Here is a 22,964-nt window from a genome sequence, read left to right on the forward strand (position 1 = left end):
AATGTTCTATCTATGACAAATAATAGTCAATTGAAAAAATGTAGTGGACAAAATATCTTTTAACAAATCAAGATGTTATGAAAGAGTTATCCCTTTTCAACCTTTCTAAGATAGGATTGATAAATAATTTCAAACTCTTACTAGCAACCATACGATATTCAAGCTCGCATGCTTTTTGCTCATCTCGTTCTTCCTGCTTATTTCTTAGAACTGAAGAATCTGGATAGGTATATAAATTATCTGGATCAATATAGTCATAAGAATCATAATATTTACGCTTCATTAAGCCGTCCCCAGAGCAAGAGCTTCATCTCGTAATTTTTCAACATCTCTAACCGTAGGTCGCCATCCTTCAATCATATTAGTACTTAAAGCATACCAAACACTCTTAAAAACGGACCGATTTTCAAAAGCGACTCCCATGATTGTCATCTTTTCTTTATCTATATCTAAGGACATATACTACCTCCTTTAGTTACATTATACCATATTTCTATGTAGCTTTTAAAAATTTTATTTTGTCTATAACACCTTAATATTCAGTGCGCTTATCCTATTTTATAAACCTCAAACCCAAATATAAAACGTATTCTTTTTCCTTTTTAACTAATGATGCTGAGTAAAAACTTAACTTCAGAGGAAACTGAAGTAAGACTAGACAAAATTCAAAAACTGATTTCGCACAACTCCAAATACTGATTTTAGAATGACGACTTATGTTGCTTTTGATTTCTTAAGAGTATAAAAACCAACAATAAGGTAAACTTTTTAGTACTTTAAAACCTTGATATAATCGTATTGATTAACGTTTTGAGCAACAGACCTTGTCAGATTGCAGCCATATTTGTAAGCGACTAAAGTCATAACAACTGTATCAATTGCACCAATTTAGTAAGAAAGTATAAAAAAGAACACCCCGAAAGGTGCTCTTTGTAAGTATAGTAATTCTCTCGAATTAACGTTTACTAAATTGTGATGCTTTACGAGCTTTCTTAAGACCTGGTTTCTTACGTTCAACTTTACGTGAGTCACGTGTAAGAAGTCCTGCGCGTTTCAATGAATCGCGGAAGTCTGGGTCTACTTGAAGAAGGGCACGAGCGATACCGTGACGGATAGCTCCTGATTGACCAGCGTATCCACCACCTACAACGTTAACGAAAACGTCGTATGAACCTGCAGTTGAAGTAACTGCGAATGGTTGGTTGATGACAAGACGAAGGTCAGCGTGTGGGATGTACTCTTCAACATCTTTTTTGTTAACAGTGATTTTACCAGTTCCTGGAACAAGGCGAACGCGTGCAACAGCGTTTTTACGACGTCCAGTACCTGCATATTGTGCTTGTGACATACTTTATTGTTCCTTTCCTTAGATAAGTCCTGAAATATCAAGAACTTCTGGTTGTTGTGCAGCGTGAGTGTGCTCAGCTCCAACAAATACTTTCAACTTCATACCTTGAGAGCGTCCAAGAGTATTGTGTGGAAGCATACCTTTAACTGATTTCTCGATCAAACGTACTGCATTTTTAGAACGAAGTTCACCTGCAGAGATTTGTTTCAATCCACCTGGGTGGTTTGAGTGAGTGTAGTAGATTTTATCAGTTGCTTTTTTACCAGTCAATTTAACTTTTTCAGCATTGATAACAATCACAAAGTCACCTGTATCAGTGTGTGGTGTAAATGTTGGTTTGTTTTTTCCGCGAAGTACGCTAGCAACTACTGCAGAAAGACGTCCAAGTGGTACATCAGTTGCGTCAACTACGTACCATTTACGTTCAACTTGGCCTGGTTTAGCCATAAATGTTGTTTTGTTCATGATTTCTCCTATATATAGTTCGATTTTTGTTTACGGTGATGGGTGTTCCTTCCCATCGAAAAGTATTTGGAAGGTTCCGGGGCCTTTCAAATGGGGTAAACAATACCGCCTACTATAATACCAAATTTCACCCCTAAAAGTCAATAGATATGAAAAATATTTTTCTAAAGGTAACTTCGGTAGATTTTTGGGAATTTTTCCCTGTAGCTAAAATCCTTTTCAAAAAATCACCTTTTCTTGATTTTTAATCCTATTTGCTGTATGATAAGGGAAAGAAAGGGGGTAGAAATATGGCTTTTACCAATACCCACATGCGGTCAGCTAGTTTTGGCATTGTTACCAGCTTGCCTGATGACGTTATTGACTCTTTTTGGTATATCATCGACCACTTCTTAAAAAATGTCTTTGAATTGGAGGAGGAACTCGAGTTTCAATTGCTCAATAACCAAGGAAAAATTACCTTCCACTTTTCAAGTCAACACCTCCCTACAGCCATTGATTTTGATTTTAACCATCCCTTTGACCCTCTTTATCCCCCGAGAGTCTTGGTTTTAGACATGGATGGTAGAGAAACTATCCTCCTCCCAGAAGAAAATGACCTATTTTAATACTCAATGAAAATCAAAGAGTAAACTAGGAAGCTAGCCGCAGGTTGCTCAAAACACTGTTTTGAGGTTGTGGATAGAACTGACGAAGTCAGCTCAAAACACTGTTTTGAGGCTGCAGATGGAAGCTGACGTGGTTTGAATTTGATTTTCGAAGAGTATAAAAACTCTAGCCTTCAGTTGCAAGTGACTGAAAACTAGAGTTTTTTCTATTTTTTCAAAGCATCATACAAGTTGCGAATAGGTTGCTTTAATGTCGGATGGATAAAATGAGGCGCAATTTCCTGTAAGGACTCAAGGACAAAAAGGCGTTCCGCTATGTAAGGATGAGGCAAGATAAGGTCATCTGTATAAAGGATCTGATCCTCTACAAAGAGCAAGTCCAAATCAATCAAACGAGGTCCCCAATGCACTTCTCTCACCCGTCCCATCTCTGACTCAATGGCTAACAAGGTCTCTAACAAGACTGGTGCGGGCAACCATGTTTCTACCTCAATCACCTGATTAGCAAAGCTATCCTGCTCCACACCACCCCAAGGCTCCGTCGTCAAGACACTGGACTCTTTGAGAATATGGATACCTCGATTTCGCATCTTCTCAATGGCTTGCTTCAAGTTTTCTCGCTTATCCCCCATATTGCTTCCTAGGGCGATAAAGGCTCGTTGCTTACGGCGATGGATGGTTACGGAGCAAGTATCTAACGGCAAATGCACTGGCGCCCAAGGTTTTTTCAGTTCCAGCTTCATTTCTTGGACAAGAGGATAGGTCTCAAAGGTATGTTCTACCAGTTTGTAGGCTACCGTTTCAATCAAATCTTCACTCGTTTCCTGAAACCAAGTCGTCCACTGCTGACACAGTTCTCCATAATGGACAGAAGCTGTTAAATCCAAGTCTGTCGCTGCCTTGGTCATATCATAGGATAGGATGGCTGAAACGACAAACTTCTGGCCCAATTCTTTCTCACTCGGAAAAAGACCATGATAGGCAAAAATTTCCAAATCCTTAATCTGCAGTTGATCCATAATGATTCCTTTCTAGAAAAATCCGCCCAAAGCGGATTCTTTTTATAGTCCCATTAAACGATAAGCCTGATCTCGGAGATCCTTATCTGTTTCAAATAGACCACGAGCTACTGTCGTCAAGGTTGCAGTGCCTGGTTTTCTGACACCACGCATACTCATACACATATGTTCTGCCTCAATGACAACAAAGGCTCCCTTAGCTCCTAGATAGTCCATCAAGGCATCGGCCACTTCGATATTCAAACGTTCTTGAATTTGTGGTTTTTTAGAATAAACTTCAACCGTACGGGCTAGCTTAGACAAGCCTGCCACACGACCATCTGGAATGTAGGCAATATGCGCTTTCCCATAAAATGGCAAGAAGTGGTGTTCACACATGGTATGGAAAAAAATATCCTTTTCTACTACCATGTTGTCATCAATAATCTCAAAGGATTTTGACAAATGCTCCTCCGCTGTTTGACCAAGACCTGAAAAAATCTCTTGGTACATACGGGCTACACGAGCAGGTGTTTCCTGCAAGCCCTCTCGGTTAGCGTCCTCTCCTACAGCCTCGATAATCATTTTTACAGCTGTTTCAATCTTTTGTGTATCCATTTTCGTTCTTCCTCTCCATCAGATAGGCTCTCACTTGGCTCAAGAAATACAAGGAACCCGTGACAATCCTAACTGTTTGTTTCTCTTCTTTTTTATCTGTCAATTTCTGCTCTAGAACATCCTGCCAATCTCTGTAGCTGAGATTTCTAGACTTAGCTGCCTCTTCAAGCACTTTTTCATCAGTCGCCCGACTATCGTCAAAATGTGTCAGAGTAAGCTCGGTATCTGGCATGGCCCCCAGCAAGTCCAACATATCCTCCAAGGCCTTGGTTTTGATACAAGTAAAGAGGATTTCCTTACGATAATCCGCAAAGCGTTCTTGCAAGGTTGCCAATAAAGCCTTGATAGCATGGGGATTGTGGGCCCCATCCAAGATCATCAAGGGGTTCCTTGACACGACCTCCAGACGCCCCGGCCAACTTGTTTCTTCCAAGGCTTGAGCAAGCAAGTGATTGCTTGCTAGCTCTCGACCATCTTCTTGACAAAAAGTATCAAGTAAAGCTATGGCCATCCCAGCATTCTCTATCTGGTGCAAGCCAAGCAGGCCAGTCTGGAAGCGACCTTGTCTGAGAGCACTAGTATAGTCAAAGACTTCACCCGTTATTACACTCTCTTGATGACGAACTTGATAATCTGTCCCATAGGCAAAGCTCGGCGCATCTTTCCCTTCCGCAATGCGGTCAATCACAGCCAAAGCTTCTGGAGCGATACGACCTGTCACTAAGGGAATTCCTTGTTTGATAATACCAGCTTTCTGCTCTGCTATGGCTTCCAAGGTGTCACCAAGTAGGGCTACATGGTCCAGTCCAATAGTCGTAATTCCTATTAAAATTGGCTGGCAAACATTGGTACTATCCAAAAGTCCACCCATGCCCACTTCCATGATAGCCACATCTACTTGCTCTGAGGCAAAGTAGTCATAGGCTATGGCTGTGATAATCTCAAACTCGGTTGTCCCTTGCAAATTGGCGACCGCTTCTCCCTCCAGCAAAGACTGATAGTCTGCCATGAGAGCTTCTAGCCTCTCTTCTGAGATTGATTCCCCATTGATGCTAATCTGATCTGTATAATGAATGAGATAGGGCGAGCTGAACACCCCAACTCTCAGCCCTAGCTTTTCTAGCATATTTTTCAAAAAAGCAATGGTCGAACCCTTGCCATTGGTCCCTCCGATATGGATAACCTTGAGTTTGAGATGGGGATTACCACGCAAAGCTAACAGCTCCACCATTCGTTCCAAGCCAAAATGCGGTTGATCCGTCCGGTAGTTAGCAATCCACTGATTGTTTTGAATTTCTTTCATCTTATTTATATTGTTTTAAATCTAAATTTTCCGCTTCATCAGCCAGACGAATAGCGGAGGCAATTTCAACTGCCATCCTGTGACTAGCTACGTCATGCACGCGCACCACTTCTACACCCTGTCTTGCAGCAATACTAGTTACATGAGCCGAAGCCGTATCTCGATTGCGGAAACCAAGTTCTGTCTCAGGATTGACTTCAAAACCATTTTCTTCAAGGATATTGATGACAAACCGCTTGCGCGACACTCCAAGAAAGATTGGATAGCCCTTCTGATGGAGTTTATTCAAGTCCCGTAGAAGGAGGAGATTTTCTTTCTTGGTCAGCCCAAAGCCGATTCCTGGATCCAACAGGATATTTCCTTGTGCAATCCCAGCTTCCTCAGCTCTCGCTAGTGCTCGTTCAAAGAAAGCCTCCATCAATTCTTCGATTGGCAATGTTTCAAAGTCAGCTAACTCTTCCACTGTAAAAGCTTGATTAAATCCAAAATGAGGGAAGATGAGCGAGCTAGGATGCTGAGGTCGAGCCATAACTGGATTAAACATGATGACTACTTTCGCTCCAGCCTTAGCTACCACATGGGCCATTTTTTCATCACCCATAAGACCAGTGATATCATTGACTAGATTGGCACCAGCAGCCAAAGCAGCCTCTGCCACCTGACTCTTCCAAGTATCGATAGAAATAAGGACATCACTTTCCTTGCGAATCGCTTTAATCACTGGAACAACACGCTGGATTTCCTCTTCTATCTCAACATAGCTACTTCCCGGCCGAGGCCGAGTCGATTCTCCACCGATATCTAGCATGCTAGCCCCTTCTGCTATCAATTTACGAGCCTGCTGGAGTGCCTGCTCAAGAGCAAAAAATTGACCACCATCCGAAAAGGAGTCTGGGGTTACATTGATAATTCCGCAAATAGCTGTCTTTGCATGATTGGCTTTACTTGACATATCGGTCACTCCCTCAAGGCTTTTCATCATATTATTTCTCTATTTTACCATAAAAAGAGAAAGATGGACACGATTGCATTCATCTTTTTCCCAGTAGAAACAAGTAAGCAATTGTCAAAAATCTTAAACAGAAATCCCTAATGTCCGACTCATAATCACCACAAGAGCCAACAAACAGAAAACAACCCCATTAACAATCATGTGAAGTAAGATAGACATTTCCAAACGTTGGGTTTTATAAACTGTCCAAGTTAGCACAGTTGACATTCCTCCATAGATAAGAAGAGAAGGTAGATTTGTCGGTAAATGAAGCAAGGCAAAGATAATAGCACCGACTATATAACCCACATTTTCTTTACCACGAAAGAGTTTTTTAGGAATCACTCCTCGACATAAAATCTCCTCACAAATAGGAGCTATTAGAACCAGTAAGAAAAAACTGGAAATTAAGGAACTATTCTGGACCAAATCATTAATATTTGATTGATTGCTGGTTGTTGTTTCATTCATCAAACGCAGTAAGACCACACCAAGAATATTAAAGGCAAGAATCACTAGATAGCTTAAGGCCAATCTAGCCAAATCCTTAGCCTTGAAAAACGATAAACCAAAACTAGCCAACTGTGTTTTCCTAGCACCTACTATAAATACAGTTAAAACCACAAGAGATAAGGCCCCTACTAATAGTCCAGCTTGAAGCAGTGGAAATTTTCTGCTAGTTAAAAAAGTTGCTAGGACTAAAGGAAACTGAGAAAACAAAAGCCCTACTAGAAAGATTATTAACCACTTCCCCCTGTTTAATACTTCATCCCAAATATTCTTTTTTATCATCAATCATACTCCTACCATTCAATCAAAATCACCTACCTAGTTTGAAGCAATTTTCAAGTAACTATAATATAAAAAGGGGAGAACCCCTTTTTATATTATAGCATTTATAGTGCCATACTGATGTAGTTAAGGATAAACAAGGCATCCAAAATCCAAATCATGACATGAACATCTTTAGCTTGACCTTTGACAAGCTTAGTCAAAGTGTAAGTCAAGAAACCAACTGCAATCCCTTGAGTGATAGAGTAGCTGAATCCCATAAAGATAGATGTGAAGAAGGCAGGAACCGCTTCAGACATATCGTCCCAATGAATATTTTTCAAGCTAGCCAACATCATAATCCCAACGATAATCAAGATTGGAGCTGTAGCGGCTGTTGGTACAATCGCTAGAAGTGGGCTAAAGAAACTTGAAATCGCAAAACAGATAGCTACAACCAAGGCTGTCAAACCAGTACGTCCACCTGCACCAATACCAGCAGCAGACTCGACATAAGTCGTTACATTTGAAGTACCTGCAATGGCACCGACTGTCGTTCCAATCAAATCAGAGTAAAGAGCCTTGTCCAATTTGGCTGATTGGTGATTTTCACCATTTGTCGCTACGATACCAACTTTTTCACCTGTACCGATCAAAGTACCAATTGTATCAAAAATATCTGTCAACGAAAAGGCAAGAATGGCCATGAGAGTTTCAGGCAAGCGAGCTGTATCTGAAACCAAAGCTCCCAAACCTTCTGAACCAAGAGCTGCACCAAAGACTGTCTTCAAGTCTTCAAAAGCTGCACCAACATGGTTATTAGCAAAATCGATACTAGACAAATCTACCAAACCAACTGCAATAGCAAGAACAGTTGTTGTCAAGATAGAGAGGATAATTCCCCCTTTAATCCCTTTAATGACAAAGAAGATAGTAATGGCAAGTCCTGCAAGAGCAACCAAAACAGCTGGATTATTAAAGCTGACCAAGCCTGGAACTGCTGAAGCATTTGCCGCAATGGTTGCTTGCGCTTTGTCAGCTCCTTCTCCTACAACAGTATAGTTACCTGGATCAATCGTAAATTTCAAAAGTCCAGCATTCTTAATTCCCACGTAAGCAAGGAAGACACCGATACCAGCTGAAATAGCTGAGCGAAGAGCATTTGGAATCGATTCAATGATCATTTTACGAACATTTGTCAAGGTGATAATCAATGAGATAATTCCACAGATGAAGACCATAGCTAGGGCTTCTTGCCATGAATAACCAAGCCCGAATACAACTGTAAAGGTAAAGAAGGCATTGAGTCCCATACCTGGCGCTTGAGCATATGGCAAGTTGGCGTAGAAGGCCATCATCAGGGTACCAGCAACTGCACCGATAATCGTTGCGAGGAATACACCCTGAGCAGGCATTCCTGTTTGCGAAAGAATTTGTGGGTTTACAAAGAGAATATAGCTCATTGCAAAGAAAGTTGTTAAACCAGCGAGAACCTCTGTACGAACGTCTGTACCGTTCTCTTTTAGTTTAAATAATTTGTCCATTATCAATCTCCTTTTAATTTTTACGAACAATAATAGAATTATATCATTTATCATTCACTTTTTCAATATCTTTGTTTGATTTATTTAAGAATTTGATGAAATTTCATTTTTTGTTTGAAATCTGCTTTTCTGTCTGCTTTTTGTTATAATAGAAGACATCTTATCTGGAAAGACACTAGAAAGGTTTATATGACGAAAAAAATTATTGCACTAGACCTGGATGGAACCCTGCTCAACTCAGACAGTCAAATTTCTGATTTTACCAAAGAAACTATTAAAAAAGTTGCTGAAAAAGGCCATCAAGTTATTATTACGACAGGGCGCCCTTACCGCATGTCAAAAGATTTTTACCATGAACTAGACTTAAACACTCCTATGATTAATTTCAACGGCTCCCTTACTCATTTACCAGACCAAGTTTGGGATTTTGAAAAGTGTTTGACTGTAGACAAAAAATATCTTTTAGACATGGTTCGACGTTCAGAGGACATTCAAGCCGATTTTATAGCTGGAGAATATCGTAAAAAATTCTACATTACAAATCCTAATGAAGAAATTGCCAATCCCAAACTATTTGGTGTAGAAGCTTTCCAGCCTGAAGATCAATTTCAGCCTGAGTTAGTAACCAAAGATCCTAACTGTATCCTGTTACAGACCAGAGCCAGTGACAAATATGCCTTGGCAAAAGAAATGAACGCCTTCTACCAGCATCAACTGTCTATCAATACCTGGGGAGGTCCGCTCAATATCCTTGAGTGTACCCCAAAAGGTGTCAACAAGGCCTTCGCCTTAGACTACTTGCTCGAGGTAATGAACCGTGACAAAAAAGATTTGATTGCTTTTGGAGATGAACACAATGATACCGAAATGCTCGCTTTTGCAGGGAAGGGCTATGCCATGAAAAATGCCAATCCAGAGCTACTCCCCTATGCAGATGAGCAAATTTCTCTGACCAACGACCAAGATGGGGTTGCCAAAACCCTGCAAGACTTATTCTTATAGTCCATACTGACTAGCTTGCGAGCTGGTCTTTGTGCTCTTTTCACAGTCTCATCAACCAGTTAATCGATTGTTCTACTTTTTGCCTCCAAAACCTTGGAAAAGGCTTTCTTTTGTGATATAATTCACATATAAATACAAGAGAGCTCGTAACACTCGACTCTGTTGACAAAAAATCAATCCAGTCCCGTTGTCCCTGTTCTCGGTCAATATAAAGGAGGATAGCTATGAAAGCTGTTGTTGTAAATCCAGAAAGCACTGGTGTTGCTGTTGAAGAAAAAGTACTCCGTCCACTTGAAACTGGGGAAGCACTTGTAGAAATTGAATACTGTGGTGTTTGCCACACTGACCTCCACGTTGCCCATGGTGACTTTGGTCAAGTACCAGGACGTGTTCTAGGTCACGAAGGTGTTGGTATTGTTAAAGAAATTGCCCCAGATGTAAAAAGCCTTAAAGTCGGCGACCGCGTCAGCGTTGCTTGGTTCTTTGAAGGATGTGGCACTTGCGAATACTGTACAACTGGTCGCGAAACTCTTTGCCGTACAGTGAAAAATGCCGGCTACTCAGTAGACGGTGGTATGGCTGAACAATGTATCGTAACTGCTGACTATGCTGTCAAAGTTCCTGACGGACTTGATCCAGCCCAAGCTTCTTCTATCACATGTGCTGGCGTAACAACCTATAAAGCTATTAAAGAAGCAAAAGTTGAACCAGGCCAATGGGTTGTCCTTTATGGTGCTGGTGGGCTTGGTAACCTAGCTGTTCAATATGCTAAAAAAGTATTCAATGCTCATGTCATCGCAGTTGATATCAACAATGACAAACTTGCCCTTGCAAAAGAAGTCGGTGCTGATGTCGTTATTAACGGCCTAGAAGTTGATGATGTACCAGGACTCATCAGAGAAAAAACTGATGGAGGAGCTCATTCAGCTGTCGTAACTGCTGTATCTAAAGTTGCCTTCAACCAGGCTGTTGACTCCGTTCGTGCTGGTGGTCGCGTCGTCGCTGTCGGTCTTCCTTCTGAAATGATGGAACTCAGCATCGTGAAAACAGTCCTCGATGGAATCCAAGTTATCGGTTCTCTTGTTGGAACTCGTAAAGACTTGGAAGAAGCTTTCCAATTCGGTGCAGAAGGTCTGGTAGTCCCAGTTGTTCAAAAACGTCCAATAGAAGATGCTGTTGCCATTTTCGACGAAATGGAAAAAGGTCAAATCCAAGGACGTATGGTACTCGACTTCACCCACTAATTTCATAGAAACTTATTTTAAAAGTTGGAAGCTTCTTCCAACTTTTTTATATTAAATTTTTAAATATGGATTCAAAAAAACTTCTCTAAAACTCAATATATCAACATTTTCAGATGTAATCTTTTTAATTATTTTATGATAAATAGTTGATTTTTAGATGAAAACGGTTTATACTTAAAAAGTCTTAAAGTTTTCTTAAACGAAAACTAAAACAAAAAAGGAGGAATGACAATAATGAGTATCGGAATCATTATTGCGAGCCACGGCGAATTTGCTGCGGGTATTCATCAGTCAGGATCTATGATCTTTGGTGAACAAGAAAAGGTTCAAGTTGTAACCTTTATGCCAAATGAAGGCCCTGATGATCTATACGCTAAGTTTAATAACGCTGTTGCTGCATTTGACGCAGAAGATGAGGTTCTAGTTTTGGCTGACCTTTGGAGTGGATCTCCATTTAACCAAGCTAGCCGCGTGATGGGAGAAAATCCTGAGCGTAAGTTTGCCATCATCACAGGACTGAACTTACCGATGTTGATTCAAGCCTATACAGAGCGCCTGATGGACGCTGCTGCAGGTGTAGAAAAAGTCGCTGCGAATATTATTAAAGAAGCCAAAGATGGCATCAAGGCTCTTCCAGAAGAGCTAAACCCAGTTGAGGAAGTAGCAAGCGCTGCAGCTGCTCCAGTTGCCCAAGCTGCTATCCCAGAAGGAACGGTCATTGGAGACGGTAAATTGAAAATCAATCTTGCCCGTCTTGACACACGTCTACTTCACGGTCAGGTTGCAACTGCTTGGACTCCAGATTCAAAAGCAGACCGTATCATCGTGGCTTCAGATAACGTGGCTAAAGACGACCTTCGTAAAGAATTGATTAAACAAGCAGCTCCAGGTAATGTCAAGGCTAACGTGGTTCCAATTCAAAAACTGATTGAGGTTTCAAAAGACCCACGTTTTGGAGAAACACATGCCCTTATCTTGTTTGAAACACCTCAAGATGCTCTTCGTGCCATCGAAGGCGGCGTGCCAATCAAAACTCTTAACGTTGGTTCTATGGCTCACTCAACAGGTAAAACATTGGTCAATACTGTTTTGTCTATGGACAAAGAAGACGTTGCTACATTTGAAAAAATGCGTGACCTCGGTGTTGAATTTGACGTACGTAAAGTACCAAATGATTCTAAAAAAGATTTGTTTGACTTGATTAACAAAGCCAATGTCAAATAAGCCATTATTTATGAAAGGATTTTAAAGATGTCTATTATTTCTATGGTTTTAGTAGTCGTTGTAGCCTTCCTTGCAGGTCTTGAAGGCGTCCTCGACCAATTCCAATTTCACCAACCACTTGTAGCCTGTACCCTTATTGGGCTTGTAACAGGTCACTTGGAAGCAGGGATTATCCTCGGTGGATCGCTTCAAATGATTGCCCTTGGTTGGTCAAATATCGGTGCTGCTATCGCTCCTGATGCTGCACTTGCTTCTGTCGCTGCTGCCATTATCATGGTTCTTGGTGGTGACTTTACCAAGACAGGTATCGGTGTTGCCCAAGCGGTTGCTATCCCTCTTGCCGTTGCTGGTCTATTCTTAACTATGATTGTTCGTACAATCTCAGTTGGTTTGGTTCATACTGCAGATGCTGCCGCTAAAAAAGGTGACTTCGGCGCTGTGGAGCGTGCGCATTTTATTGCGCTACTTTTCCAAGGACTTCGTATCGCGCTTCCTGCAGCTCTTCTCCTTATGGTACCAACTGAAACTGTACAAAGCATTCTAAATGCTATGCCTGATTGGCTCAAAGATGGTATGGCTATCGGTGGTGGTATGGTTGTTGCCGTTGGTTACGCTATGGTTATCAACATGATGGCAACTCGTGAAGTATGGCCATTCTTCGCTCTTGGTTTCGTTCTCGCTGCCGTATCAGACATTACTCTAATCGGATTTGGTGCTATCGGTGTTGCTATCGCGCTTATCTACCTTCACCTTTCTAAAACTGGTGGAAATGGTGGCGGAGGAGCCGCAACTTCTAACGACCCAATCGGCGATATCCTAGAAGACTACTAAGATAAGAAAGGACTGAAAACATCATGACTGAAAAACTTCAATTAACTAAATCAGATCGTAAAAAAGTTTGGTGGCGTTCAACCTTCTTACAAGGGTCTTGGAACTTTGAACGGATGCAAAACTTGGGCTGGGCTTATACACTCATTCCAGCTATCAAAAAACTCTACACTAAAAAAGAAGATCAAATCGCTGCTCTTGAGCGTCACCTTGAGTTCTTCAACACTCATCCATACGTAGCCGCTCCAATCATGGGGGTTACTCTTGCGCTTGAAGAAGAACGTGCTAATGGTGTGGAAATCGATGACGCTGCTATCCAAGGGGTTAAAATCGGTATGATGGGGCCTCTTGCTGGTATCGGTGACCCAGTATTCTGGTTTACAGTACGCCCAATCCTTGGATCTCTCGGTGCTTCACTTGCCCTTACTGGCAATATCTTGGGCCCACTCCTCTTCTTTGTTGCATGGAACTTGATTCGTATGTCATTCTTGTGGTATGTTCAAGAGGTTGGATACAAGGCTGGATCAGAAATCACGAAAGATATGTCTGGCGGTATCCTTCAAGACATCACTAAAGGAGCTTCTATCCTTGGGATGTTCATTCTTGCTGTCCTTGTTCAACGCTGGGTAAATATTAAATTTGCTTTCGATGTTTCCAAAGTTCAACTAGATGAAAAGGCTTATATCCATTGGGATAAATTGCCAGAAGGATCTAAAGGTATCCAAGAAGCATTCGCACAAGTAGGACAAGGATTGTCTCAAACTCCTGAAAAAGTTACTACTTTCCAACAAAACTTGGATATGTTGATTCCTGGACTATCAGGACTACTCCTTACTTTACTTTGCATGTACTTGCTTAAGAAAAAAGTATCTCCAATCACTATTATCCTTGCACTCTTCGCAGTGGGTATTGTGGCACATGTTCTTCACATCATGTAATCAAGCAACTTAAAAGGAACCAGGTTCTAAAATCTGATTCCTTTTTTCTATGCTTTTATTCAGCCAAAGCTCCCATTGGATCCCATGGTGCAAGCACAATTGGTTCTGCTTCGTAAGCAGCTTGTTCTTCTGCTGTCAGCAATTCTTTACGGACAACGATTTGGTATGTGTATTCGTCCATCCAAGCGTCTGAGGCAACAAAGTAACCATCTGCACCAACCTTGTCTCCCCATGAGTTTTCAACCTTCCACTTGGTTGACTTACCATTTTCATCCAAGTCAACACCTGTCAAGACCATAGCATGGGTCATCAAGCTTTCGCTGTAGTCCAAACGTCCAGCCTTATCTTGAGTAAGTTTAATGTCCATGCTTGATTCAAAGTCATAAACATCTGTCGCAAGGATTCCAGCTTTGCGGTTGCTGAGCTGGCCAACATCAGAACCAAACCAAACAGTCTCACCTGCTTGCATTTGGGCAATCGCCAATTCTTTCAAGCGCTCCATTGGAACGTTGATATAGCGAACTGCACGGCTACCAACCACATTTCCCAACATATCAACTGTGTAAGATTTGCCGTAAGGCTTGTCAGCAGTTGGAGCATTGATAACAGAAACGTAATCTTCTAGTGGAAGATTGACATATTTCTTGTAAAATTCTTGTGGAGTAATGCTCTTTTCACTTTGGTAGTTGTTATCCTTATCACGATAAGCAAAGTCAAATTTACGTGGTGGAAGACCTAGTGACATAGCAAGGAAATTAAAGATTTCTTGCAAGAGGTCTTCTTTCTTAGCTTGAACAGTCGCTTGGTCTGCGCCAGAAGCGAGCAAGTCACGCAAGATTTGAGCATCTTGACGAAGCAATTTGTTGAGAATGGCATTTAGCTCACGACTGCTACTAGATGAAACAGATTCAGGATAAACTGACTTAGGCACGACACCGTATTTCTCAAAGAGGGAAACGACCATATCCCACTGACCACCGTCTTGTTGAGGTGTTTGGAGTAAGAAGCTAACCTTACGGCTCGTCAATTCTTGGTCTGCAGTCGCAATGACTTGCTCCAAGAACCAGTTTGATTTCTCATACTTATCCCAGAAGAAGGTGTGGGCCTGTGACAACTCGAAATTTTCCAATTTGTATTGTGAAATGAGTTTGTGGCGGAAGGTGTTAAGAGCTGCAAACATCCAGCAACGACCAGACGCTTTCTGGTTAGTAACCTTGTCCTTGGTCAAATCCAATGAGAAAACAGATGTGTTGTCTACATGGCTTTGGCGACGTTCTAGAGCTGCAAAAATTCCGTTGTGGCTGACAGCATTTTCAATCGCTTGGTATTTGACATTTGCTTCATAATTGGCAAATAATTTATCAGTAAATGATTTTTGAATCGCGTTCATAGATTCCTCCTTTTATTCTACAGTCTATTATAACTCTTTTCACAAAGGAAGCAACTGAAAAACATAAAAGGCAAGGATATTCTTCCTCACCTTTTCGAATATAAATCAAATTAAGCAATATTCGCAAGGAGATCTTCTAATTCTTCCTTGGTCAAACGACGCCATTCTCCTCGCTGCAAGTTCTCATCCAATACTAGAGTTCCCATAGTCAATCGTTGCAAGTCCACCACTTCCTTGCCACAGTAGCCCACCATACGCTTGATCTGATGAAACTTCCCTTCTGCAATGGTCACACGGATTTGGCTTTGATTCTTTTCTGTATCTATGGATACAAGCTCCAGTATAGCGGGTTGACAGGTAAAGTCTTTGAGAGGAATACCCTCAGCAAATGTCTCCACATCTTCTTGGGTCATGATTCCCTTGACTTGTGCCAGATAAGTCTTGTCCACATGACGCTTGGGCGAAAGAAGAACATGAGCCAGCTGACCATCATTGGTCAAGAGCAAAAGACCATGCGTGTCAATATCCAAGCGTCCTACTGGGAAAACTTCCTTACTCCGCGCCAAGTCATCCAACAAGTCCAGAACGGTTCTGTGCTTGGGATCCTCAGTCGCTGAGATAACTCCTTTGGGCTTGTTCATCATGTAGTAGACAAACTCTTCATACTCCAACACTTGCCCATCAAAGCGAATCTCATCTATTTTTTCATCAATCTGCAATTTAGCTGATTTCTCTTTTTTACCATTTACCGTCACGCGCCCAGCCTTGAGCAAGTTTTTGACCTCAGTCCGACTCCCTACAGCGCAGGCTACTAAAAATTTATCTAATCTCATAGAACTATTATATCATATCATATCAAAAGGAGGCTGTCTCAATGACTAACCTCCTTTTCGTTTCAGATTTAGGAAATTAACTTCCTCGTCTCCAGAAAATGGCTAAGACAATCATGGAACCTAGTACTGCCGGAATAATGGCAGTTCCTGCTATTATCGGTCCCCAAGTCCCAAAAAGCAAGTGGCCTATAAAGGCACCAATCCAGCCTAGAAACATTTTTCCAAAACATCCCATTCGCTCTCCACGATTGGTCAGAGTACCTGCTAAAAATCCCACTAGGAGACCAACGAACATACTTCCTAACATATTATCTCCTTAATTTGCCCAATCTCCGTTACGGAAGAGTGGTACACTTGTCCCATCCTCACGGATACCATCGATATCCATTTGGTTAGAACCAATCATAAAGTCTACGTGAACATCTGAACGGTTAAGCCCCGCAGCTTCAAGCTCCTCTTCGCTCATCTCCGCTCCACCAACAACGCTAGTTGCATAGGCTGCACCGATAGCCAAGTGATTTGACGCATTTTCATCGAAAAGGGTGTTAAAGAAGGTAATGCCTGACTGAGAAATTGGGCTTGGATCTGGTACCAAGGCACATTCACCTAAGGCACGCGCACCCGCATTTTCAAAGACAAGGTCTTTCATGACTTGATCACCTTTTTCTGCAGTGATATCCACAATTTGTCCATCCTTGAAGGTTACTTTAATGCCTTCGATGATATTTCCGTTATAGCTAAGCGGTTTTGTAGAAGTGACATAACCATCTGCGCGACGAAAATCAGGCGCTGTGAAGACTTCCTCTGTCGGCATATTTGGCAAGAATCCTTCGCCCTGTGCATTGATAGCACCAGCTGATTCCCAAACGTGGTTCTTTGGCAAACCAAGTGTCAAATCTGTCCCTGGCGCTGTGTAGTGAAGAGCTGAAAATTGCTCTTTATTAAGCATATCGGCCTTGCTCTTGAGGATAGCTGCATGCTCTTCCCAAGCCTTAACAGGATCTTCTTCATAGACACGGCAAGTTTTAAAAATTTGGTCCCAAAGGAGATCGACTGCTTCTTCGTCGCTCGCAGCATTTGGAAAAACTTTCTTAGCCCACTCAAGTCCAGCAGCGGCTGCCACAGTCCAGCTGACTTTATTGGATTGCGTTGCGATGCGCATTGGCTTCATAGCAAGTCCCATAGCTTTAGCAGAAGCTGAAAGCTTGTCAGCGTCCACACCGTTCAAAGCACCTGGATCAGATGAACGAACTCCGAGACGGCTAGCCTTGTTCTCCAAGAGATAGTTCATCTCAGCAATCTTGTATTCTGGCACATTGTCCAGACGCTCCATCGGTGCGTGGAGGAATTTCTCACGGTTGATGACATCATCTGTCCACTGAACGATCACCTCATGCGCACCCAAGGCATAAGCTTCTTTGACGATTAAGTAAGCTAACTCACGTTGCTCCACATCGATAGAGAGAGCCAAAGTGTGACCAGGTTGCACATTAATTCCGTTCGCAACCAATAATTTCGCATATTTTTCTAGATTTTCTTTAAAATTTGGTAAAACCATTCTGTTTTCTCTTTTCTATTTTTATTTTTCTTTCAAAGCAGCGAATAATCCTGCTAAAGCAATGGCACCAGACAAGAGTGCTGTTGATAGAAGAATTGTTTGATCAGCAAGTTCTAATTGATATTCAAATACCTTCTCAGCCGGCTTATCTTCTGCAAAAATTCTTAGTTTCATGAAATGTCCTTTCTTATTCTTCATGCTCCCCTAGGTAGAGGCGTCGTGCCTCTGGACTATTTGTGAGGATATCTATATAGGTTTCATAGTCATCAGGTAGAGGCTTTCCTAAAGAGATATCTTGTTCTGGATTTATATTTTTCCCATAAAGAAAGCAAAGATAGAGACGTTCGTTGAGTGTTGGAAATACTTCAATAGACATAAGTTCAGCCTGACCTACCCGATCCCAATCCTGTTCTTTGATATCTGATATGATATAAGATTGGAAGAGTCCCATAAGTGGATTATCCTCCGGTTGCCCACTGTCCTTATCCGCCAGAACCAAAGAACAGCATCGGCCAAAACCAGCTACTTGACGCTCCCGTCCCTTTACCGAAACAGTAATAGGATGCCCTCCAATATGGCTATAAATCCATTCTTTAGGCAGTTCATAATCTAACAGGGGGGTAACTTCTTTGACAATCGCTACAGGACTGTAGCGTAGAAACTGGCGAGTAACAGCCTTACAAAAGAGGATATCCTCCTCTTTCAAGGTCACTCCCTTCCAATTATTTTCCTCGTTAAAATAGTTGAAAAATACCAGATAGGGATCACGCACCATTTGTGCTAATACGTAAACGCCATTTCGCAAACTTATGGAAATAACTTTCCCTGGTTTCCAGGGTGTTGCTCTTTTTTTCTTTTCCATCATGATACAACCTCAAACCTACACAAGACATTTCAAACTATTAAAACAACTCATCAAACAAACTCAACTGGTTATCCTCTGGCATATTGCCGAGAATCCCCATTTCATCCATTTTTTCAACCAAGGTTGATGAGAGCCCTCCACGCTTACGCAATTCTGTTTTAGAGAGAAATTCTCCCTCTTCACGCGCTCGCACCAATTGCTTGGCAACGTTCTCTCCCAGACCATCCATTGCTACAAATGGCGGGATGAGGGTATCCCCATCGATGAGGAACTCTGTCGCCTGACTGCGGTAGAGATCGAGTTTGCCAAACTTGAAACCACGTTCCCACATCTCATTGACAATCTCAAGAGTTGTATAGAGATCAATTTCCACATTAGAGGCTTCATTGTTCTTCCGTTTTTCAGAGATTTCTTCCATTCTGCGCTTGATAGCATCCAAGCCTGCACCCATAGTCTTGATATCAAAGGCTTTAGCACGGATTGAGAAGTAAGCACAGTAGTAATAAATAGGATGGTGAACCTTGAAGTAAGCTACACGCAAGGCCATCATAACGTAGGCTGCCGCATGGGCTTTAGGGAACATATACTTAATTTTCCCACAGGACTCGATATACCACTCTGGCACCTTATTGGCCTTCATAGCTTCGATATAGCCATTGCGTTCCTCTTCGGAAATCTTGAGCCACAAGCCCTTACGTACCCGTTCCATAATGGTAAAGGCCATCTTAGGTTCCAGACCAGCATGCATGAGGTAGACCATGATGTCGTCCCGACAACCGATAACGGTTGATAGGTCAGCAATCCCTTGTTTAATCAAATCTTGGGCATTGCCCAGCCAAACGTCAGTACCGTGGGACAGACCTGAGAGCTGTAGTAACTCCGCAAAAGTCGTTGGGTGCGTCTCGTCCACCATTCCACGTACAAAGTTGGTCCCAAACTCTGGAATTCCCAGCATGCCCGTAGGCGTTCCGATTTGCTCAGGTGTCACTCCTAGCACATCAGTCCCAGAAAAGAGGGCCATTACGCCTTCGTCATCCATAGGAATTTCATTAGGGTCAATCCCAGACAAGTCTTGGAGTTTCCGAATCATGGTCGGATCATCATGTCCCAGTACATCGAGTTTGAGGACGTTCTCGTCTATATCATGGAAGTTAAAGTGAGTGGTCTGCCATTCAGCCGTCACGTCATCCGCTGGATACTGAACAGGCGTGAAATCATAGACATCCATGTAGTTCGGAATAACAACGATTCCCCCCGGGTGTTGGCCTGTCGTTCGTTTGACACCAGCAGCTCCCTGGGCTAGACGTTCCACCTCTGCATCACGATAAAACTTGCCATAATCTCGCTCGTAGCCCTTGACAAATCCATAAGCGGTCTTGGCAGCCACCGTACCAACCGTTCCTGCACGGAAGGCATATTCTTCACCAAAGATATCACGCACATCCAAGTGGGCGCTAGGCTGATCTTCCCCCGAGAAGTTCAAGTCAATATCGGGAACCTTGTCTCCATCAAAACCAAGGAAGGTCTCGAAAGGAATATCCTGTCCGTTTTTACTGAGTTTATAACCACAGTTTGGACAGTCCTTATTGGGCATATCAAATCCTGAACCATACGAACCATCGGTGATAAATTCGCTGTACTGACACTGACCACAGACATAGTGAGGAGAGAGAGGATTGACCTCTGTAATCCCAATCATGGTCGCAACGAAACTAGATCCGACAGACCCACGAGAACCAACCAAGTAACCCCGTTCATTGGAACGTTGCACCAGCATCTGCGATGCCAGATAAATCACGGCAAATCCATTCCCCAGAATAGAGGTTAATTCTTTTTCAATCCGCAAATCAACGATATCTGGCAGCGGATTTCCATAAATCTCAAAAGCTTTCTTATAGGTCAACTCGGCAACTGTTTCTTCAGCCTTGTCGATAAAAGGCGTATACAAGTCCCCCTTAACTACCTCAACAGGCTCAAAGATTTCTACCAAGGCATTGGTGTTTTCAATAACCAATTTGCGAGCTAGTTCCTCTCCCAAGAAGGCAAATTCATCCAACATCTCATTGGTTGTTCGAAAATGAGCCTTCGGAAGAGGAGCTGGTTGGGCATGTTCCCCATGACCGATAGTTCGGTTAATCATAGCTCCTTGTCCCAAACTACGGACAATAATTTCACGGTAAATTTCTTCTTCTGGTTCGATATAGTGGACATTCCCCGTAGCCAGAACAGGCTTACCAAGACGGTCTCCCACCTCTATCAAACTCTTGATAATGGTCTGGAGTTCCTCCATATCCTTGACCTGCTCCTTGGCAATCAAGGGAGCATAGATAGCTGGTGGCATAACCTCAATAAAGTCATAATACTTGGCCACCTCAACCGCCGCATCCACACCTTGAGAAACGACCGCATCAAAAACTTCGCCTTCTGCACAGGCTGATCCTAAAATCAAGCCCTCCCGATGGGCATCTAGAACCGTTCTCGGAATCCGTGGTGCCCCTTCAAAGTACTTGGTATTAGACAAGGAAACCAGCTTAAAGATATTTTTTAGCCCTACCTGATTCTTGACATAAATGGTCGCATGTTTAATTCGAGCTTTTTTATAAGAATCTGGACTAATCAAATCAATGTTTAGTCTAGCCAAGTCGGTCACACCATGTTTTTCTGCTACCTCTTTGATAAAGATGAAGAGCAGACGACCAGTAGCTTCCGCATCGTAATTAGCCATGTGGTGATGTTCCAAGGCCACACCAAAACGCTTGGTCAAAGGACCTAAACCATGACGTTTATACTCAGGATAGAGGTTTCTAGCAAACTCCAGCGTATCAATAACTGGCTGACTAATCTTTGGCAGACCATGACGCTCATAATTAGCATTCATAAAGCCAACGTCAAAGGTCGCATTGTGAGCGACTAGGACAGTATCCTTGCAGAATTCTTGGAATTCTTGCAAAACTTGTTCTAGTGGTTTGGCATTTTTGACATGGTCATCTGTAATTCCAGTCAACTCAGTAGTAAAGGCCGACAAAGGATGCCCAGGATTGATAAATTCATCAAATTCAGCAATGACATTCCCCTTATACATCTTAGAGGCCGCAACCTGAATCAAATCATTGTAGATAGCTGATAGACCCGTCGTTTCCACGTCAAAGACCACATAGGTTGCTTCTGACAAGTCCATCTCCACTTCGTTATAAACGATAGGAACGCGGTCCTCCACGATATTGGCTTCCATACCATAGATCAGCTGGATCCCCGCTTTCTTAGCCGCCTTATAGCCGTGTGGGAAGGACTGGACATTCCCGTGGTCCGTGATGGCAACAGCCTTGTGTCCCCACTTAGCAGCTGTCGCAACGATTTCTTCAACCTCTGGTAGAGCATCCATGGTCGACATGTTAGTATGAGCATGAAACTCAACCCGGCGCTCACCTTCTGGCATTAAATCCTTCCGCTCATAGTGAACAACTTCCTGCACATCCTGCACGTTCATCGTCAAATCGCGTGTGAAGTTATTCATCTCCACATTCCCACGCACTCGGAGCCAAGAATTTTTCTTAATTAGATCAAACTTCTGGGCCTCTTCCTCATTCTTGACCCACTTTTGCATAGAAAAACTTGAAGTGTAGTCAGTCATTTTAAAGTTGATCAAAACACGCCCTGTTCTGGTCACTTTTTGCTCCACATCAAAAACAACCCCTTCAAAGACCAGACGATTTTCCTCCGTCGTCACTTCGATCATAGGAGTAATCTCCGCCTTATCTAGCTTTGGCTTAGCCGCAGCTTTTTTGGCTTGAAAATCAAAGGCTGGTTTCTCTTCCGCTGGAGGAGGTGCCATCTGTTCTAGTTGTTCCATAGCACGGAGCGCTTCCTCATTGGCAGCTTGAACAATCTGCTCATTTTCCGCATGAAAGGCATCTTCCTGCTCTTGGGTCAGCACATCATTCTTCTCGACCTGACAGTTAAAAGTTGGAAAACCAAACTTTTCAAGTTGTTTTGCTAAATTAGGAAGGTGATTTTTCTTAAAATGTTCCTTATCAATCGCCTCTGAGCCTTCAATAAAGAGTTGATCGCCCTCAGCACGAACTTGCAAATTTTGATAAAGGGACTTAAAACCTTGACTAGCACATGGCCCGTCAGAAAAAGCCTCTCTATAATAGGCCTGCAAAAGTTGATTTGAAAATTCTTGAGACCGAGCCTTGATTTCGAAAACAGCTTTATTGCCTGTCTTAGAAAATTCTTCCCTCAAACCTTTCTTTAATTCTAAAAAGATTTCAATAGGTAAAATATTAGAAAATACGAAATGAAACTCCCATACCTTACTAATTTTATGAACCACAACTCGCTCAATATCAGCCTGTAATAAAGCAGGATCCTGTCTCATTTCAGCAGACATCCCCAGTTGATTCATCAAAATTTCAAAACTGTTTGACATTCATTTT

The 22,964-nt window shown here is 42.3% G+C and carries 23 protein-coding genes; 6 read left to right on the forward strand and 17 right to left on the reverse strand.

Going from position 1 to position 22,964, the window contains the following annotated elements; translation table 11 throughout:
- Positions 1–67: 67 nt before the first annotated feature.
- From HW098_RS04640 to rplM, 4 genes are all read right to left on the reverse strand, one after another.
- Positions 68–283 carry a hypothetical protein gene (locus tag HW098_RS04640; protein WP_240149457.1) on the reverse strand — a complete coding sequence of 72 codons (216 nt, stop codon included), beginning with the start codon at positions 281–283 and terminating at the stop codon, positions 68–70.
- Entirely contained in the window at positions 283–459 is a 177-nt protein-coding gene (locus HW098_RS04645; protein WP_176139426.1) for a hypothetical protein, read from the reverse strand. The genes HW098_RS04640 and HW098_RS04645 overlap by 1 nt, the downstream gene beginning before the upstream one ends.
- Positions 460–955: 496 nt before the next feature.
- Positions 956–1,348 (reverse strand): 30S ribosomal protein S9, encoded by a 393-nt coding sequence (gene rpsI / locus HW098_RS04650; protein WP_000075964.1) that lies wholly within the window; start codon positions 1,346–1,348, stop codon positions 956–958.
- Between the two features lie 18 nt (positions 1,349–1,366).
- Positions 1,367–1,813, reverse strand: a complete 447-nt coding sequence (gene rplM, locus HW098_RS04655) for a 50S ribosomal protein L13 (protein WP_138003293.1) — start codon at positions 1,811–1,813, stop codon at positions 1,367–1,369.
- A gap of 290 nt (positions 1,814–2,103) precedes the next feature.
- Between rplM and HW098_RS04660 the strand changes: the two genes are divergently transcribed.
- On the forward strand, positions 2,104–2,421 hold the full coding sequence (locus HW098_RS04660) for a DUF960 domain-containing protein (protein ID WP_000886035.1): 318 nt from the start codon (positions 2,104–2,106) through the stop codon (positions 2,419–2,421).
- Positions 2,422–2,627: 206 nt separating this feature from the next.
- On the opposite strand, the gene folB is transcribed toward HW098_RS04660, so the two are convergent.
- From folB to HW098_RS04690, 6 genes are all read right to left on the reverse strand, one after another.
- Positions 2,628–3,440, reverse strand: coding sequence for a dihydroneopterin aldolase (gene folB, locus HW098_RS04665; RefSeq protein ID WP_176139427.1), 813 nt, complete (start codon positions 3,438–3,440; stop codon positions 2,628–2,630).
- Between the two features lie 42 nt (positions 3,441–3,482).
- On the reverse strand, positions 3,483–4,037 hold the full coding sequence (gene folE / locus HW098_RS04670; RefSeq protein ID WP_000380929.1) for a GTP cyclohydrolase I FolE: 555 nt from the start codon (positions 4,035–4,037) through the stop codon (positions 3,483–3,485).
- Positions 4,018–5,340, reverse strand: coding sequence for a folylpolyglutamate synthase/dihydrofolate synthase family protein (locus HW098_RS04675; RefSeq protein WP_176139428.1), 1,323 nt, complete (start codon positions 5,338–5,340; stop codon positions 4,018–4,020). Before HW098_RS04675 ends, folE begins: the two co-directional genes overlap by 20 nt.
- Position 5,341: 1 nt before the next feature.
- Positions 5,342–6,322, reverse strand: coding sequence for a dihydropteroate synthase (gene folP, locus HW098_RS04680; RefSeq protein ID WP_176139429.1), 981 nt, complete (start codon positions 6,320–6,322; stop codon positions 5,342–5,344).
- Positions 6,323–6,415: 93 nt separating this feature from the next.
- Positions 6,416–7,123, reverse strand: a complete 708-nt coding sequence (locus HW098_RS04685) for a type II CAAX endopeptidase family protein (RefSeq protein WP_176139430.1) — start codon at positions 7,121–7,123, stop codon at positions 6,416–6,418.
- A 104-nt stretch (positions 7,124–7,227) separates the two neighbouring features.
- Entirely contained in the window at positions 7,228–8,646 is a 1,419-nt protein-coding gene (locus tag HW098_RS04690; protein WP_176139431.1) for an NCS2 family permease, read from the reverse strand.
- A 189-nt stretch (positions 8,647–8,835) separates the two neighbouring features.
- Here HW098_RS04690 and HW098_RS04695 point away from each other — a divergent pair, with 189 nt between their 5' ends.
- From HW098_RS04695 to HW098_RS04715, 5 genes are all read left to right on the forward strand, one after another.
- The gene (locus HW098_RS04695) at positions 8,836–9,648 is read left to right on the forward strand and encodes a Cof-type HAD-IIB family hydrolase (RefSeq protein WP_176139432.1); all 813 of its coding nucleotides are present in this window, start codon (positions 8,836–8,838) and stop codon (positions 9,646–9,648) included.
- A gap of 224 nt (positions 9,649–9,872) precedes the next feature.
- Positions 9,873–10,892, forward strand: a complete 1,020-nt coding sequence (adhP, locus tag HW098_RS04700) for an alcohol dehydrogenase AdhP (RefSeq protein ID WP_173225990.1) — start codon at positions 9,873–9,875, stop codon at positions 10,890–10,892.
- A gap of 234 nt (positions 10,893–11,126) precedes the next feature.
- Positions 11,127–12,116, forward strand: coding sequence for a PTS sugar transporter subunit IIB (locus HW098_RS04705; RefSeq protein WP_172930959.1), 990 nt, complete (start codon positions 11,127–11,129; stop codon positions 12,114–12,116).
- A gap of 27 nt (positions 12,117–12,143) precedes the next feature.
- Positions 12,144–12,947 (forward strand): PTS mannose/fructose/sorbose transporter subunit IIC, encoded by an 804-nt coding sequence (locus HW098_RS04710; protein WP_050271504.1) that lies wholly within the window; start codon positions 12,144–12,146, stop codon positions 12,945–12,947.
- 23 nt (positions 12,948–12,970) lie between these two features.
- Positions 12,971–13,882 carry a PTS system mannose/fructose/sorbose family transporter subunit IID gene (locus HW098_RS04715; RefSeq protein WP_050222832.1) on the forward strand — a complete coding sequence of 304 codons (912 nt, stop codon included), beginning with the start codon at positions 12,971–12,973 and terminating at the stop codon, positions 13,880–13,882.
- Positions 13,883–13,937: 55 nt separating this feature from the next.
- Here the strand turns inward: HW098_RS04715 and pepC are convergent, their stop codons facing one another.
- The 7 genes from pepC to HW098_RS04750 form a co-directional block, all read right to left on the reverse strand.
- Positions 13,938–15,272, reverse strand: coding sequence for an aminopeptidase C (pepC, locus tag HW098_RS04720; protein WP_176139433.1), 1,335 nt, complete (start codon positions 15,270–15,272; stop codon positions 13,938–13,940).
- A gap of 110 nt (positions 15,273–15,382) precedes the next feature.
- A complete protein-coding gene (locus HW098_RS04725) occupies positions 15,383–16,105 on the reverse strand; it encodes a pseudouridine synthase (protein WP_176139434.1) in 723 nt (240 codons plus the stop codon).
- Positions 16,106–16,181: 76 nt separating this feature from the next.
- The gene (locus HW098_RS04730; protein ID WP_000901572.1) at positions 16,182–16,412 is read right to left on the reverse strand and encodes a GlsB/YeaQ/YmgE family stress response membrane protein; all 231 of its coding nucleotides are present in this window, start codon (positions 16,410–16,412) and stop codon (positions 16,182–16,184) included.
- A 9-nt stretch (positions 16,413–16,421) separates the two neighbouring features.
- A complete protein-coding gene (locus tag HW098_RS04735; RefSeq protein WP_176139435.1) occupies positions 16,422–17,663 on the reverse strand; it encodes an aminopeptidase in 1,242 nt (413 codons plus the stop codon).
- A 21-nt stretch (positions 17,664–17,684) separates the two neighbouring features.
- Entirely contained in the window at positions 17,685–17,837 is a 153-nt protein-coding gene (locus HW098_RS04740; protein WP_176139436.1) for a hypothetical protein, read from the reverse strand.
- A 13-nt stretch (positions 17,838–17,850) separates the two neighbouring features.
- Positions 17,851–18,528, reverse strand: a complete 678-nt coding sequence (locus HW098_RS04745; RefSeq protein ID WP_176139437.1) for a hypothetical protein — start codon at positions 18,526–18,528, stop codon at positions 17,851–17,853.
- A 37-nt stretch (positions 18,529–18,565) separates the two neighbouring features.
- Positions 18,566–22,957 carry a PolC-type DNA polymerase III gene (locus HW098_RS04750; protein ID WP_176139438.1) on the reverse strand — a complete coding sequence of 1,464 codons (4,392 nt, stop codon included), beginning with the start codon at positions 22,955–22,957 and terminating at the stop codon, positions 18,566–18,568.
- Positions 22,958–22,964: the final 7 nt, after the last annotated feature.

Origin of the sequence: Streptococcus sp. 1453 (assembly GCF_013276955.1) — a bacterium.
GTDB lineage: Bacteria > Bacillota > Bacilli > Lactobacillales > Streptococcaceae > Streptococcus.

What these genes read in the sequence shown, in the direction of transcription:
- HW098_RS04640 (WP_240149457.1), bottom strand. Translation starts at nt 283, where the DNA reads ATGAAGCGTAAATATTATGATTCTTATGACTATATTGATCCAGATAAT.
- HW098_RS04645 (WP_176139426.1), bottom strand. Translation starts at nt 459, where the DNA reads ATGTCCTTAGATATAGATAAAGAAAAGATGACAATCATGGGAGTCGCT.
- rpsI (WP_000075964.1), bottom strand. Translation starts at nt 1,348, where the DNA reads ATGTCACAAGCACAATATGCAGGTACTGGACGTCGTAAAAACGCTGTT.
- rplM (WP_138003293.1), bottom strand. Translation starts at nt 1,813, where the DNA reads ATGAACAAAACAACATTTATGGCTAAACCAGGCCAAGTTGAACGTAAA.
- HW098_RS04660 (WP_000886035.1), top strand. Translation starts at nt 2,104, where the DNA reads ATGGCTTTTACCAATACCCACATGCGGTCAGCTAGTTTTGGCATTGTT.
- folB (WP_176139427.1), bottom strand. Translation starts at nt 3,440, where the DNA reads ATGGATCAACTGCAGATTAAGGATTTGGAAATTTTTGCCTATCATGGT.
- folE (WP_000380929.1), bottom strand. Translation starts at nt 4,037, where the DNA reads ATGGATACACAAAAGATTGAAACAGCTGTAAAAATGATTATCGAGGCT.
- HW098_RS04675 (WP_176139428.1), bottom strand. Translation starts at nt 5,340, where the DNA reads ATGAAAGAAATTCAAAACAATCAGTGGATTGCTAACTACCGGACGGAT.
- folP (WP_176139429.1), bottom strand. Translation starts at nt 6,322, where the DNA reads ATGATGAAAAGCCTTGAGGGAGTGACCGATATGTCAAGTAAAGCCAAT.
- HW098_RS04685 (WP_176139430.1), bottom strand. Translation starts at nt 7,123, where the DNA reads ATGATAAAAAAGAATATTTGGGATGAAGTATTAAACAGGGGGAAGTGG.
- HW098_RS04690 (WP_176139431.1), bottom strand. Translation starts at nt 8,646, where the DNA reads ATGGACAAATTATTTAAACTAAAAGAGAACGGTACAGACGTTCGTACA.
- HW098_RS04695 (WP_176139432.1), top strand. Translation starts at nt 8,836, where the DNA reads ATGACGAAAAAAATTATTGCACTAGACCTGGATGGAACCCTGCTCAAC.
- adhP (WP_173225990.1), top strand. Translation starts at nt 9,873, where the DNA reads ATGAAAGCTGTTGTTGTAAATCCAGAAAGCACTGGTGTTGCTGTTGAA.
- HW098_RS04705 (WP_172930959.1), top strand. Translation starts at nt 11,127, where the DNA reads ATGAGTATCGGAATCATTATTGCGAGCCACGGCGAATTTGCTGCGGGT.
- HW098_RS04710 (WP_050271504.1), top strand. Translation starts at nt 12,144, where the DNA reads ATGTCTATTATTTCTATGGTTTTAGTAGTCGTTGTAGCCTTCCTTGCA.
- HW098_RS04715 (WP_050222832.1), top strand. Translation starts at nt 12,971, where the DNA reads ATGACTGAAAAACTTCAATTAACTAAATCAGATCGTAAAAAAGTTTGG.
- pepC (WP_176139433.1), bottom strand. Translation starts at nt 15,272, where the DNA reads ATGAACGCGATTCAAAAATCATTTACTGATAAATTATTTGCCAATTAT.
- HW098_RS04725 (WP_176139434.1), bottom strand. Translation starts at nt 16,105, where the DNA reads ATGAGATTAGATAAATTTTTAGTAGCCTGCGCTGTAGGGAGTCGGACT.
- HW098_RS04730 (WP_000901572.1), bottom strand. Translation starts at nt 16,412, where the DNA reads ATGTTAGGAAGTATGTTCGTTGGTCTCCTAGTGGGATTTTTAGCAGGT.
- HW098_RS04735 (WP_176139435.1), bottom strand. Translation starts at nt 17,663, where the DNA reads ATGGTTTTACCAAATTTTAAAGAAAATCTAGAAAAATATGCGAAATTA.
- HW098_RS04740 (WP_176139436.1), bottom strand. Translation starts at nt 17,837, where the DNA reads ATGAAACTAAGAATTTTTGCAGAAGATAAGCCGGCTGAGAAGGTATTT.
- HW098_RS04745 (WP_176139437.1), bottom strand. Translation starts at nt 18,528, where the DNA reads ATGATGGAAAAGAAAAAAAGAGCAACACCCTGGAAACCAGGGAAAGTT.
- HW098_RS04750 (WP_176139438.1), bottom strand. Translation starts at nt 22,957, where the DNA reads ATGTCAAACAGTTTTGAAATTTTGATGAATCAACTGGGGATGTCTGCT.